Genomic DNA, 13,264 nt, shown 5'->3' with positions numbered 1-13,264 from the left:
TTTCGCTTATTTTAACCTAAAAACACTACTAAACCCTTAATTTACAATGCTTTTAATTCCGAACTGAGGTTATATTAGCAATATTGTTGTTTATTGTTGGGATTTTCCTGATAGCTTTATTTGATAAAGAAAGCTCAAAATTGAAAGCCAATAAAATCAAGCGATATGAAAGGTCATTCTTACAGATGTTAAAAGAGGTTCTGACTAAAAGAAGCTTTTGGTTTACTACATTATTTTTTACAGGATTATTTAGTGGTATTTTAACATTTTCAGATTTATTTAATGTAAGCTATCAGATGGATACTTTTGGCATTAGTCATGAAAATGCTATTAGCCTTAATGGGATGATACCAATAGGCATAGCAGTGGGAGGACTTTTAGCGGGACAGTTGTCATCTAAATATTCAAATCAGCTTGTAGCAATAGGTTTTAGCTTTATAGCTCTTTTAGCTATTCTTCTGATTTTATATGTTCCTTTCTCTGAAGATTATCGCTTAGAAATAAGTTATATAGTCAATTTTATATTCGGTGTTGGGTGTGGTAGTGCGATTTTAGCTTTTGAAGAGGTTCGCTTTACAGTTAGTAGTTTAAGTAATAGGGTGCTTGCTAATTCACTTATTTTGACAATAGCATACTTGTTTAATGGACTTATTTTACAGCCACTTATTGGATTTGTTGTTGACCATACTACTGTAGCTGGAGATAGATTTTATGTCTTATTTAGTGCAAATTATATGCGCTGGTTATATGATGATAGTATTGATAACTTATGGCATAGGTATGATGGAGGGCTATCTCTTATTACCTTAGTTTTAATTGTTAGCTTTTTATCAAGTATATTTTTTAAGTCAAAAAGAATTTAGCTAGATATTTTTCTGTTATTAATAATCGAATGGCCAAAAGAGATTGCTAATATTACAATACCAATAGATCCGCTAAACCACTCAGGAATATTAATAAATATCTTTAATAGTAGTATTGCAGCTAAAAAGCCTATTGCATAATGAGCGCCATGTTCAAGGTATATATACTTGGCTAATGTCTTTTTCTCAACAAAAAGTATAGTTAGAGATCTAACAAACATAGCTCCAATGCCAAGGCCTATCATTATTATTATTATATTTGTACTAATCGCAAAAGCACCGACAACACCATCAAAACTAAAAGAAGCATCAATTATTTCTAGATAAATAAAGCCCATCAAGCCATTACGAGCTACATCTAGTGTACTAACTTTAGTCGAATCAAAAAATGAATTAAGTAGTCCTAGGCCTTCATGGACAATTATCCCCAAAAGATATGCTATAGCTAACTCACCTTGGTATGGAGTATCTGCAATATAGATTACAATAAGACCAATCACAACTGCAAAGAAAATGTATCCGCCATTGTATTGGCGAACTTTGTTTGTCAATCTATTGTTTTCAATTAGAGGTATCCAGTGGTGTCCTTCATTTTCACTAAGAAAAAAGTTTAAAAATACCATAAGTAAGAAACTACCACCAAAACTACAAATATATGGCATAGAGTGCTCTAATATTTGTTGGTACTTTTCTGGATCATTTAATGCTAGGTGTATAACATTTACAAAGTGAGCACCACTAGAAAGTGTTACTAATAAAATAGGAAATATTAGACGCATTCCAAATACTGCTATAGGGATTCCAACATAAATAAAAATCTTTTGCCATTTTTTTGACATTTGACCAAGAACTTTTGCATTTATAATGGCATTATCAAAACTTAGAGATATCTCCAGTGCTGCTAAGATTAATACTGTGTACGTTGTAACAAGAGGTATTGATGGATACAAGTATTCTCCAAGGACTATACCAATTGCAGTTACGATAATCGATCCGTAGAAATATTCTAAATTTTTCAAAGTATCTTAGTTCTTATGTTTTATAAAGCATAGATTTTACCATATAATAGTTTATTAATTGATACTTTAAGACAATTAGTATGTCGATAGCACTGTATACCTTAATTTTTTTAGCAATATGTTTTTTTGCTTGGCGAAATTTTATGAAAAATAAAGAATATGCTATAGATGTGGCAGAGCGCTCATCACAAAAGCATAATTTGGATTTATTAGACGACACTGTTTGCTTACGTAAAATTACTATTAAATTTGAGAATAAGAGAATGGTTTTTTATAGGATATATTCATTTGATTATAATACAGTAACTTCTGAGGATAGATATCGAGGATACATCGTTATAAGAAATGGTCGACTTGATGAAATCGTTATATCTGATTTTGAAAAAGCAGATATTGTTAAAGAAAATATTATATCAGAGCCAGAAAGTTCATCACACAAACCAGCAAATAATATTATAGATTTTGATAATTAGGAATATATATGATTCATTTACACCAGTTACCGCCTTTAAAAGATAGAAACTACAGCTGTAGTCCTTTTTGTTTGAAATTAGAACTTTATTTTAAAGCTATGGATATTAACTATAAAAATCATTTTAATTTAGAGTTCAACAAATCACCAACAGGGAAAATGCCTTATATAGAGACAATGGGTAAAAAGTTTGCTGATAGTAATCTTATCATCAAGATGCTCGAGCAACAAAATCAAGTAGGTATAGATGATCATTTGAGCTTAGAGCAAAAAGCTATTTCTACAGCTTTTATAAGACTTTGTGAAGATAGTTTATATTGGGTAGGTGTATATAGCCGCTGGGCAGATAAAAATAATTCTAATTGGAAAAAAGACTTTATAGAAGCTACAAAACTACCTAAAGCAATGGCTAATATTATTTTCCCTGTAGCAAAAAGAAATACTTTACGTCAGCTTAAAGCTGCTGGAGTTGTTAATTTAACTAATGATGAGATTTACTCTAAAGCTGAGGAGAACTTATCTGCAATAGCAAATTTTTTAAATGGTAGAAAATATTTTTTTAATGATCAAGTTTCTCTAGTTGATCTAGTTGTTTTTAGTTTTGTTATTATGATTTATGATGGTAGTTGTGGTAAGCGCTTACAAAACTTTTTATCTAGTTTAGATATAGGTAATTTTATAGATAACATGAAGCATAAGTTTAATATTTAGGTGATTTTTGGATGGATATAAATTTTCTTGAGTTAGATATAGCTACATTAAGAAATAATATTTCTATAATAAAAAAATATACACAGACAAAGTTGTGTCTACCTGTTAAGGCTAACGCCTATGGACATGATTTAAATATTGTTGTTAAAAATACAAAAGATCTTGTTGATTTCTATGCGACAGCATGTGCGAGTGAAGCTTTAGAGGTTTATAAAGGTTGCTCAGTAACTCCTATATTAATTTTTGGAGTCATTGAAACTTATTATCTTAAAGAATTAATAAACAAACAAATTAGACTTAGTATTCACCGTTTTAGAGATATTCAAGACATAGAGCACTATGCAAAGCAAAGTGGCAAAAAAGCTAAAGTGCATATCTTTGCTAATACAGGTATGAACATGCTCGGGATAAATAGTGAGCATATTGCAGATATCGTAGAAAAAGTTCAAAGGTCTAAATATATAGATTTAGAAGGTATATATAGTCATTTAGCTTGCGCAGATGAAAAAGATAACTCATTTAATCAAGTCCAAATAACTAGGTTTAGATATATACAGCAGTTTGCAAAGTCTATAAATAATCAAATAATATGTCATTTAGCAAACTCATATGGATGTATAGGGCAAGATAATATAAGTTTTGATATGGTTCGACCAGGTATCTTAAGCTATGGTTTTTTACCTGACTTTAGCGTTTCTAAGCACTTAGAGGCTATCAAACCAGTTGCAAGTTTAGTTACGCAAATAGTGAAGTTAATAACATTAGATAAAATATTTGAGGTTGGATATTCTATAAGCTATGTTGGTAAAAAAGGCGAGTATATAGCTATACTCCCTGTAGGTTATGGAGATGGATTTTCTAGAGCTCTTGGAAATAATGGTTTTGTCTATATTAAAGATAAATACTATCCAATAATTGGTAGAGTAAATATGGATGCTTTAGCAATATCTCTAGGTTCTAATGATCAAAAATTTAAAGTAGGTGATAGAGTTGAGCTTATATCAAACAAGCCTGAAAGGCTAAATAGTGCCAAAGCTATAGCTAAAAGCTTACAAACTATAGAATACGATATCATAGCTACACTAAATCAAAGAATTATTAGGAAAGAAACCTAGCTTCAAATTATTATAAAACTTTACTTTTGAGTACTCTGAGCATAAACTGAAAGTTACGGTATAAAAAATATTTGTTTTATGGCAAAAAATAAGCTAAATGTGGGTAGCCTTATAGCGATAGGTATAGGGACTATTATGGGTTCTGGCTGGATGTTTTCAGCACAATACACTTCTGAATATGCTGGACCAGCCTCAATATTATCTTGGATTATTGGTGCGGTTCTTATGATTTTTATTGCGCTAACATTTGCAGAAAGTTGCACTATTGTTCCTGTACAAGGGTCTTCATCAAGAATTCCTCATATAACACATGGAACATTGTTAAGCTACATTTTTGCATGGATTACTTGGATTTCTTATTTAGTTTTAGCTCCTATAGAAGTACAAGCTGTAATACAGTATTTAGCAGTTTTCTATCCTAGTTTGATAAATGTTAAAACTGGTGCTTTATCGGGATATGGAACACCCTTAGCTGTAATACTGCTATTAGCTTTCTGTATTTTTAATTTTTATTCATTAAGATGGCTAGTAAAAATCAATAATATAATTACGGTATTTAAAGTTATTGTTCCAATAATTGTCGGAGGATCTTTATTAGTATTATGTTATACATTACCGCAATTAAGTTCAAAAACAGTTGGGCATAGTTTTAAATTTATGCCATATGGGATGAATGGTGTATTATCAGCAATATCATTAGGTGGTATTGGCTATGCGTTTGTAGGCTTTAAAACTATTGTTGAAATGGCTGGAAATACAAAAAAACCATCAAAAGCTATCCCTATAGCGACTATAGGAACGATAGTCACTTGCTTGTTTATTTTTTTGTTTTTACAAATTGCATATGTAACAGTAGCTTCTAAATATTTGCATGGTAATCAATGGGGTGTACAATACCTTTTCCCAAAAGGTAACTCTAGCTTCGGAGCATTTGCTTTAATTGCTCAAGATTTAGGTCAAACTTGGATTATGTATTTCTTATATTTTGGAGCGATACTTTTCCCATTAGTAGCAGGATTGTTGTATTTTTGTGTAGCTTTAAATTCTTTAAATGCAATGGTATCAAACGGCTATATGCCAAAAGTATTAAATAAATTAAACCCAGTTGCTAGCAAGCCTCTTTATGCAATTATTTTAAATTTTTTAATAGCTATGATAATGTTTGCTCCGTTTCCAGGGTGGCAGACAATGACAACATTTTTAACCTCACTAATATCTTTAACATATTTAACAGGTGCGACTTCAACTTTGGCTATGAGGCATAGACTTCCTGATATTCATAGGCCTTTTAAATTAAAAGGAGTGTTTTTAATATCTTTATTAGGTGTTTTCTCATCTACATTAGTTTTTCTATGGAGTGGTTGGGATATTGTATCTAAATCAGGTATAGCAATTTGTATAGCTATTTTTATGCTTGGAGCATATAGAAATTTTGGTGCTGATAAGTCAGAAAAAATCTCTTGGCATTTTAAACAGTCGGTTTGGTTTTGGTTTTATATCATAGCTGTATCGGCAGTGTCATACTTGAGTAATTTTGGTGGAATAGGTTTCTTAGATTTTTATTCAGCAGCAGCTATGTTATTAGTTATTAGTTTTATCACGTGTATAATTGCAAAACACTATTGCTTGACTGCAAGTGAAATAAAGCAAGGTATAGCTTCAGCATTACGTCAACAGAATACCCAATAATTATATTTTATCTATTTAGTTGCTTAGGTTGTTATTTTATTAACTTTAAAAAAGCTGTATTATTATTTATTAAATAATTATCTAAAATACTTCTATGATTAAAGTTTCTTTTCAAGGTGAGCATGGAGCATATTCCGAGCAAGCAATAACTAGTTTTTTAAATCAACAAGGTATAAAAAACTTCCAAACTATACCTTGCCACTCTTTTTCAGATGCTATTGAACAAACCATCATAGGTAGAGCAAATTTTGTGATGCTTCCTATAGAGAATTCTTTAGGAGGTTCTGTAGTTCCAGCATATGATGAGTTAATTAAAAGTAGCTTAAAAGTAAAAGCGGAAGTAGTTTTAAAGATCAAGCACTGTCTAATGGGCTTGCCAGAGACAGAGATTGCAGATGTAAGGAGTGTGATTTCTCATCCTCAAGCGTTATCTCAATGTACTAAAAGTTTAAGACGTTTAAAATTAATACCAGAAGCTTTTGTCGATACAGCTGGAGCTGCGAAGCATATTTTTGAAACTAAGCAAAAAAATCACCTTGCTATAGCTGGGGAGTTAGCTGCTAAAACTTATGGTTTAAAAATTTTCCAAAATCAGTTTGAAGATGAGCATTTTAACTATACTCGCTTCTTTCTTATGGGGTATGATAATATTAATGTTAGTTCTGATAATAGCAAATATAAAACTACACTTATATTTTCCGTTGAAGAAAAGCCAAATGCTTTAGTTAATACTCTAAATATTTTTGGTAAATATAATATTAATTTGACAAAGGTTGAATCCCGACCATCTAGAGATAGAGCTTGGGATTACTTATTTTTTGTTGATTTTGAAGGTTCTGAAGATGATGAGGATATTCAAAAAACTTTATTAGAAGTCCTTAAAAAGAGTACTTTTCTAAAAGTTTTAGGATCTTACCAAACATATAACTTTGAATAATAATGACATATAAAGTTGATATAATTTATAAAAATGTTAAAAATCTAAAAATTTCTTTAAATAAAGAAGGACTAGTTACAATAACTTCTCCAAAAGGTGTAACTAAAAAAGAAATTTTTGCACTACTTGATTCAAAAAAATCATGGATAGAAAAGCATAGCAAAAGGCTTTCTGAGAGTAAGAAATTTGATTATAGTGAATATCAATTAGATCAAGATGATAAAATCTATTTTTTAGGGCGAGAGTATTCTATAAAGCTTACACCATCTAAGCAAAACTTGATTTGTGATCATGAGAGTTATTTTGAATTTTTACTAAATCCAAGTGTTATAAATAATAGAGAATTTAAATTACAGCTACTAGAAGAATTTTATAGAGATAGAGCTGATATTATATTAAATAATCTAGTGGCAAAATTTTTAAAAATAACAAATCAAGAAATACAAAGAGTTACTATAAAAAAAACTAAAACTCGTTGGGGTTCTTGTAATTATGTTAAGAAAACTATTAATTTGAATTTTAATTTGATTTTAAGAGATATTGAAGCAATAGAGTATGTTGTTTTACACGAGATTGCGCATTTGACACATCCAAATCATTCAAAAGAATTCTATAGTTATATAGAAAGCTATATGCCCGATTGGAAAATCAGAGAAAAAAGATTAAAATGAGGTATAAATGACTGTTTTACAATTTTAAAGTGTTTATATCTTTTTAGGAGATTTTATGGAAAGTACTTTTGAGCTTTTTTCTATAGGCGTAGGTCCGTCTTCATCTCATACAATTGGACCAATGAGAGCTGGGTGTGATTTTGTTAATCTGTACAAAGATAAACTATCTAATACTACACATATTAAGATTGATTTGTTTGGATCGTTAGCATTAACAGGTAAGGGGCATAAGACTGATTATGCCGTTGTTCTTGGCATAATGGGATTTTTACCAGAATCTGTAGATATTGAATTAGCAAAAAAATTATATGATGATTGCATAACTCAAAAGAAGTTAGATTTAAATCAAGAATTTAAAATTGATTTTGACTATGATAAGGATTTAGTTTTTCATTATGATGAGTTTTTGCCAGAGCACTCTAATGGAATGAGGTTCTCTTTATTCAATGGAGAAGTATTGCTTTGTGAAAAGGAGTATTTTTCGATAGGTGGTGGCTTTATTGTTGATAAAAAACAAATTAAGAAAGATGAAGTCCCAACAGAAGTTTCATGTAATAAGCCATATAAGTTTGCAAGTATGGCTGAATTAAGAGAACTTTGTCAAAGAGACAATAAAACAATTGATGAAATAATGTTTGAAAATGAAAAGACAGCTTACGGAGAAAAGTACTCTCTTGAAAAGTTAGCTGAGCTCTGGCGTGTGATGGATACATCGATTGAAAAAGGTTTAACTTGTGCCGAGACTATTTTACCAGGGGGACTTAAAGTTAGAAAAAGAGCTCCTAGTATGATTAAAAAGTTAAAAAAGCATAATATAGAAAATACGGATTTTAACTACTTAAATGCTTTTGCAATTGCTGTTAATGAACAGAACGCATGTGGAGAAAGAGTTGTAACAGCTCCAACTAATGGAGCAGCAGGCGTAATTCCTGCGGTGCTAAAATATTATTTACAAACTCATGAAATAATTAATGAAAGTGAGCTTCAAGAAGTAATAAATAAATATCTTCTAGTTTGTGCTGCAATAGGTGTTTTGTATAAATCTGGTGCTTCAATATCAGCAGCAGAAGTTGGTTGTCAAGGAGAAGTTGGCGTTGCTTGTTCTATGGCTGCTGCTGGATACTGTGCATTACTTGGTGGCGATCTTGATTCTATTGAATCAGCAGCTGAGATTGGTATGGAGCATAATCTTGGTTTGACTTGTGATCCTATTGGAGGGCTAGTACAGATTCCGTGCATTGAGCGTAATGCTATGGGAGCTGTGCAAGCTATAAATGCTGCTAAATTAGCGCACTTGGATAGTGGAGAGAAGCGCTTTGTAGGTCTAGATTATGTTATTAAAGTAATGTACGAGACAGGTTTAGATATGTGTAAAAAATATAAAGAAACTTCTTTAGGTGGCTTGGCTACTAATGTTCCTGTGTGTTAATAAATAATATTTAATTCATAGCTTTTATCTTAAGTAAAAATTTATTCCACTAGCAAAATTATACTATTTTAGTATAATTTAGGTGATTTATTATTAAATAGGCAGTTTAGAGTATGTATGATGTAAAAAAAGTTAGAAGAGACTTTCCATTTCTTAAGCAAACTATAAATGATAAGCCAGTTGTTTTTTTTGATACTGGAGCATCAGCACAAAAACCACAAGCAGTAATAGATGCTGTTGCTGAGGCTTATAAGTTTAATTATGCAAATGTTCATAGAGGAGTATATTCTCTTAGCCAAGAAGCTAGTGATAAATATGAAAATGTGCGTTTAAAAGTGCAGCAGTTTATCAATGCTAAACTATCAGATGAAGTTGTTATAACTAAAGGAACAACTGAAGCGATCAATCTTTTAGCAAGTTCTATTGGTAAATCTATGGTTTCTGCTGGTGATGAAATTGTAGTTACAGAAATGGAGCATCATGCTAACTTTGTACCTTGGCAGATGCTATGTGAAGATCATGACCTTATATTTAAAGTAGCTAAAGTTAAGGACAATGGTGAGCTTGATATAGAAAACCTTCTATCTTTAATAACAGGTAGAACAAAAGTTTTAGCAATAACTTTATGTTCAAATGTTTTAGGAACAATAAATCCAGTTAAAGAGATTATTGAGAAAGTTAAAAAAATAAATCCAAATATATTAACTATTGTTGATGGTGCGCAAGCAGTTATTCACTCTAAAGTTGATGTTCAAGATTTAGATTGTGATTTTTTTGTCTTTTCAAGTCATAAATTATATGGTCCAACTGGGGTTGGAGTTTTGTATGGTAAATATGATTTATTAAAAAAACTTCCACCTTATAATTATGGTGGTGATATGGTTGATGATGTGACAATTGATAAAACAACATTTGCATTGCCTCCATATAAATTTGAAGCGGGAACTCCAGATATTGTTGGAACTATAGGATTTGGTCAAGCTATAGATTATGTTAACTCAGTAGGTATAGATAATATTGCTAGTTATGAGCAAGAGCTTTTAAAGTATGCAACCGAACAGTTAAAGAATATAGATGGACTAAGAATAATTGGTGAAGCTCAGCATAAAGCTGGTGTTATTACATTTGTCATAGATGGATGTAATGCTGGAGATATCGGAGAGCTTTTAGCAATTAAAGGAATGTGCGTGCGAACTGGGAAGCATTGTGCCCATCCACTACTTTATAGAATGGGTGTGACAGCAACAGTACGTATGTCTTTTGGGATGTATAATACTTTTGAAGAAGTAGACTTATTTATTAAAGCATTGAAAAAAGTAATATCTCAATTAAAATAAACAATAATAATTTTAGAGGATTAAGTTTATGGTTGAAGTTTTTGATCCTAATAATAGTATTTTAGAAGTTACCCAAGCAGCAGCTAAGCATTTTGAAAAACACTTAGCTAAAGATGGTACAAATATAGGGGTATATGTTGGTACAAAAATTATGGGTTGTTCAGGCTTAGCATATGATATTGATTTTGTAGCGAAGCAACCTGATAATACAACAGAAGTTGATCAACATGGTTTGAAGTTTTTTGTATCTAACAAGTCTATGGACTTTTTAAATGGTCTAAGGATTGATTATGTTAAGCATGATTTTGGTTTATATAAATTAGAGTATACAAATCCAAATGAATCAGCGCGCTGTGGATGTGGTGAGAGTTTTACAGTTTAGGGAATATTTAAATGAAAACAACAGATGTAACTATAATTAGAAGGCAAGTTAAAGCAATCGCTGTGCCTTTTGGGAATGAAATTGAGCTTATGCCAGGTCAAGAAGCATTAGTGACTCAAGATAAAGGCGGTAGCTTCACACTAAATGTAAATGGTAATTTACTTCATCTAGATGGCAAAGATGCTGATGCTATAGGTAAGCAAGTAGTTAAATATCCTGTTGAAGGATATAATATCAAGCCAGGAGATCCTATAAATATGGATGCAATCTGGGATCAGATGAAAACAGTTTATGACCCAGAGATACCTGTAAATATTGTTGATCTTGGTTTGATTTATAATGTTGTTACTAGAAAATTAGAAAATGGTAATTTTCATGTTATTATTGATATGACTCTTACAGCGCCTGGTTGTGGTATGGGGCCAGTTCTTATGACGGATGTTGAAAGACGCGTTGCAATGTTACCTAATGTTGATAAAGTCGATGTTGTCATGGTTTTTGATCCGCCGTGGAATTCAGAGCTAATGACTGAAGAAGCAAAACTAGAGTTAGGATTGTTTTAAATTAGATTATGAATAAGATAGCAATTTATCCTGGAACTTTTGATCCAATAACAAATGGTCATATTGATTTAGTTGATAGAGCTTTAAATATATTTGATGAGATAGTTGTAGCAGTTTCAACAGCATATGGTAAAAATACTCTTTTTGATTTAGAGCACAGAGAGCAAATGATTAAAGAAGTTTTTAACAGTAATAAAAGAGTTAAAGTAGTTAGCTTTGAGGGACTGCTTGTAGATACAGCTGTTAAGCATAATGCTTGTGCTATTGTGAGAGGGTTGAGGGCTGTTTCTGATTTTGATTATGAATATCAGATGTCTAGTATGAACCATAAGCTAAATAGTGATATTCAAACGATATTTCTTACTCCAAGTGAAAAGTTTTCATGTATATCTTCAACTTTAGTTAGGGCTGTTGCTGTTCATAATTACACGCGTGTTGATGAATTTGTTCCAGAATGCGTATTCCGAGAAATAGAATCAAAGTATAGGAATAAAGGATAAGCTATGGCTTTGTTAATTACTGATGATTGTATAAATTGTGATATCTGTGAGCCAGAGTGTCCTAATGAAGCTATATTCCAGGGTGAAGAATACTATGAGATTGATCCTGATAAATGTACAGAGTGTGTAGGTCATTTCCCAGAATCGCAATGTACAAAAGTTTGTCCAATTAGATGTATAGTTAATGATCCTGATAGAGTCGAAACTCAAGAGCAACTTTTAGAAAAGTACCAAAAGCTAGTTTCTTAAATTTGCTTTAAAAAAAGCTTGAAAAAACTTACCAATAATGTAAGATACAGAAGTCGTGTATTTCAATTATAAATATTAAAACAAGTTTAAGAAAGGAGTTTTTGATGAAACTAAGAAATATCGTTATGGCTACATCTGTGCTATTAGGCACAGCTACAATGTCTTTTGCAGCTAGCTCTGATAACATGGATACATCAGCTAAGACTGATAAATCAGCAGCTACTTCAACTGCTACTGATAGTGGCTTTGAGTCAAATACTTTCATCAAGCCTTTTGCAAATACATATAGCTCTTTAACAAATGAAAATAACACATGGGGACCACAAGATAGAACAGGTCAGTGGTATTTAGGTGTAGGAGCTAGTGGTCTTGCAGGAACTCCAAATTCACCTTCAGGTGCTGCTGCTAACTTTACTCTTGGTTATAACATAAATAAATACTTTGGAGTTCAGTACTTCCAGTTAGTAGGTAGAGATTTTGCTGGTTTAGGTGAAGGTGTTGTTAACTTTAGTAATAGCACTATGTTCACACCTTATGCTGTTGGTGGTGCTGGTTGGGCTAATTTAGCTGGTCAAGCAACAGGTGCATGGGATGCTGGTGGTGGTCTTAAGTTTGAACTATCTAGAGATGTTCAAGCAAGTGTTGATTATAGATATATTCAAACAATGGCTCCTAATGTTTCTGGTGAGAATGGTAGAGCAGGTACTAACGTAATAGGTGCTGGCTTAACATGGTTCTTTGGTGGCAAAGCTAACCCTAATAATGATACTGCTAATATCCAGGATAATGGTGCTAAAACAGCTGCACAAACTACAGCTGCAGTACCTACAATAGACGAGTCTAAGTACGTTCTTCCACAAGGTATCAAGCAGTGTGAAGGAAACTTTAATTTAACTAAAGATGGTGTTGCATGCTATACAGTTAATGGTGATAATGTAACAGTTTATTTAGATACTAAATTTGCTTATGATAGTGCTGCTCTTAACTCTAGAGGTAAAGAAGCTATATCATCTTTTGTTAAGTATATGAAAAACAAAAATATTGCTTCTGTAACTATTAAAGGCTATGCTTCTCAAGGTCAAACAGGACAAGAGTTTGCATTATATAATAAGAAACTTTCTAAGCAAAGAGCGCAAGCTGTATCTAGTTATATGGAAGAGTTAGGTTTAGCTAGTAGTAAAATAATGACTAAAGGTTTTGGATATACTTATACTATTCCTGGTATAAGCAAATCTGATGCTCGTAATCAACGTGTTGAAGCTAGTGTTTCAGCTCCTTTAAAACAGAATTAATTTTTTCTACAGATTCTCTTTTTTAGTATTTTTCT

The 13,264-nt window shown here is 31.7% G+C and carries 15 protein-coding genes; 14 read left to right on the top strand and 1 reads right to left on the bottom strand.

Annotated features, from left to right (window positions below; all coding sequences use genetic code 11):
- Nucleotides 1-83 precede the first annotated feature (83 nt).
- Nucleotides 84-863, top strand: a complete 780-nt coding sequence (locus AB8E56_RS04475; protein ID WP_329478404.1) for an MFS transporter — start codon at nt 84-86, stop codon at nt 861-863.
- Here AB8E56_RS04475 and AB8E56_RS04470 read toward each other — a convergent pair.
- On the bottom strand, nt 860-1,882 hold the full coding sequence (locus AB8E56_RS04470) for a DUF475 domain-containing protein (protein WP_329478402.1): 1,023 nt from the start codon (nt 1,880-1,882) through the stop codon (nt 860-862). The genes AB8E56_RS04475 and AB8E56_RS04470 overlap by 4 nt on opposite strands.
- Before the next feature lie 80 nt (nt 1,883-1,962).
- On the opposite strand from AB8E56_RS04470, the gene AB8E56_RS04465 reads away from it, so the two are divergent.
- The 13 genes from AB8E56_RS04465 (at nt 1,963) to AB8E56_RS04405 (ending at nt 13,229) form a co-directional block, all read left to right on the top strand.
- A complete protein-coding gene (locus tag AB8E56_RS04465; RefSeq protein ID WP_329478400.1) occupies nt 1,963-2,355 on the top strand; it encodes a DUF3301 domain-containing protein in 393 nt (130 codons plus the stop codon).
- Nucleotides 2,356-2,363: 8 nt separating this feature from the next.
- Nucleotides 2,364-3,065, top strand: a complete 702-nt coding sequence (locus AB8E56_RS04460; RefSeq protein WP_329478398.1) for a glutathione S-transferase family protein — start codon at nt 2,364-2,366, stop codon at nt 3,063-3,065.
- 17 nt (nt 3,066-3,082) lie between these two features.
- Nucleotides 3,083-4,180 (top strand): alanine racemase, encoded by a 1,098-nt coding sequence (alr, locus tag AB8E56_RS04455; protein ID WP_329478409.1) that lies wholly within the window; start codon nt 3,083-3,085, stop codon nt 4,178-4,180.
- A gap of 78 nt (nt 4,181-4,258) precedes the next feature.
- Nucleotides 4,259-5,869 carry an APC family permease gene (locus AB8E56_RS04450; protein ID WP_329478396.1) on the top strand — a complete coding sequence of 537 codons (1,611 nt, stop codon included), beginning with the start codon at nt 4,259-4,261 and terminating at the stop codon, nt 5,867-5,869.
- Nucleotides 5,870-5,963: 94 nt separating this feature from the next.
- Nucleotides 5,964-6,806: a prephenate dehydratase gene (gene pheA / locus AB8E56_RS04445; RefSeq protein ID WP_329478394.1), complete on the top strand. Its 843-nt coding sequence runs from the start codon at nt 5,964-5,966 to the stop codon at nt 6,804-6,806.
- A gap of 2 nt (nt 6,807-6,808) precedes the next feature.
- Entirely contained in the window at nt 6,809-7,477 is a 669-nt protein-coding gene (locus tag AB8E56_RS04440; protein WP_329478392.1) for a SprT family zinc-dependent metalloprotease, read from the top strand.
- 55 nt (nt 7,478-7,532) lie between these two features.
- The gene (locus AB8E56_RS04435) at nt 7,533-8,906 is read left to right on the top strand and encodes an L-serine ammonia-lyase (protein WP_329478390.1); all 1,374 of its coding nucleotides are present in this window, start codon (nt 7,533-7,535) and stop codon (nt 8,904-8,906) included.
- Between the two features lie 113 nt (nt 8,907-9,019).
- Nucleotides 9,020-10,243 carry a SufS family cysteine desulfurase gene (locus AB8E56_RS04430; RefSeq protein ID WP_329478388.1) on the top strand — a complete coding sequence of 408 codons (1,224 nt, stop codon included), beginning with the start codon at nt 9,020-9,022 and terminating at the stop codon, nt 10,241-10,243.
- A 28-nt stretch (nt 10,244-10,271) separates the two neighbouring features.
- The gene (locus AB8E56_RS04425) at nt 10,272-10,625 is read left to right on the top strand and encodes an iron-sulfur cluster assembly accessory protein (RefSeq protein ID WP_329478386.1); all 354 of its coding nucleotides are present in this window, start codon (nt 10,272-10,274) and stop codon (nt 10,623-10,625) included.
- Between the two features lie 11 nt (nt 10,626-10,636).
- A complete protein-coding gene (sufT, locus tag AB8E56_RS04420; protein ID WP_150467707.1) occupies nt 10,637-11,188 on the top strand; it encodes a putative Fe-S cluster assembly protein SufT in 552 nt (183 codons plus the stop codon).
- Between the two features lie 8 nt (nt 11,189-11,196).
- Nucleotides 11,197-11,688, top strand: a complete 492-nt coding sequence (gene coaD, locus AB8E56_RS04415; protein ID WP_329478381.1) for a pantetheine-phosphate adenylyltransferase — start codon at nt 11,197-11,199, stop codon at nt 11,686-11,688.
- Nucleotides 11,689-11,691: 3 nt separating this feature from the next.
- Entirely contained in the window at nt 11,692-11,937 is a 246-nt protein-coding gene (locus AB8E56_RS04410; protein WP_329478379.1) for a YfhL family 4Fe-4S dicluster ferredoxin, read from the top strand.
- A 104-nt stretch (nt 11,938-12,041) separates the two neighbouring features.
- Nucleotides 12,042-13,229, top strand: a complete 1,188-nt coding sequence (locus AB8E56_RS04405; RefSeq protein WP_329478377.1) for an OmpA family protein — start codon at nt 12,042-12,044, stop codon at nt 13,227-13,229.
- The last annotated feature ends 35 nt before the right edge of the window (nt 13,230-13,264 follow it).

The sequence above is a fragment of the Francisella sp. 19X1-34 genome (assembly GCF_041102755.1).
Lineage (GTDB): Bacteria > Pseudomonadota > Gammaproteobacteria > Francisellales > Francisellaceae > Francisella.
The sequence above is the reverse complement of the archived record's forward strand: the minus strand, read 5'-3'. Positions and strand labels throughout refer to the sequence as shown.

What these genes read in the sequence shown, in the direction of transcription:
- AB8E56_RS04440 (WP_329478392.1), top strand. Translation starts at nt 6,809, where the DNA reads ATGACATATAAAGTTGATATAATTTATAAAAATGTTAAAAATCTAAAA.
- AB8E56_RS04435 (WP_329478390.1), top strand. Translation starts at nt 7,533, where the DNA reads ATGGAAAGTACTTTTGAGCTTTTTTCTATAGGCGTAGGTCCGTCTTCA.
- AB8E56_RS04410 (WP_329478379.1), top strand. Translation starts at nt 11,692, where the DNA reads ATGGCTTTGTTAATTACTGATGATTGTATAAATTGTGATATCTGTGAG.
- AB8E56_RS04450 (WP_329478396.1), top strand. Translation starts at nt 4,259, where the DNA reads ATGGCAAAAAATAAGCTAAATGTGGGTAGCCTTATAGCGATAGGTATA.
- AB8E56_RS04460 (WP_329478398.1), top strand. Translation starts at nt 2,364, where the DNA reads ATGATTCATTTACACCAGTTACCGCCTTTAAAAGATAGAAACTACAGC.
- sufT (WP_150467707.1), top strand. Translation starts at nt 10,637, where the DNA reads ATGAAAACAACAGATGTAACTATAATTAGAAGGCAAGTTAAAGCAATC.
- AB8E56_RS04425 (WP_329478386.1), top strand. Translation starts at nt 10,272, where the DNA reads ATGGTTGAAGTTTTTGATCCTAATAATAGTATTTTAGAAGTTACCCAA.
- AB8E56_RS04465 (WP_329478400.1), top strand. Translation starts at nt 1,963, where the DNA reads ATGTCGATAGCACTGTATACCTTAATTTTTTTAGCAATATGTTTTTTT.
- pheA (WP_329478394.1), top strand. Translation starts at nt 5,964, where the DNA reads ATGATTAAAGTTTCTTTTCAAGGTGAGCATGGAGCATATTCCGAGCAA.
- AB8E56_RS04430 (WP_329478388.1), top strand. Translation starts at nt 9,020, where the DNA reads ATGTATGATGTAAAAAAAGTTAGAAGAGACTTTCCATTTCTTAAGCAA.
- AB8E56_RS04405 (WP_329478377.1), top strand. Translation starts at nt 12,042, where the DNA reads ATGAAACTAAGAAATATCGTTATGGCTACATCTGTGCTATTAGGCACA.
- coaD (WP_329478381.1), top strand. Translation starts at nt 11,197, where the DNA reads ATGAATAAGATAGCAATTTATCCTGGAACTTTTGATCCAATAACAAAT.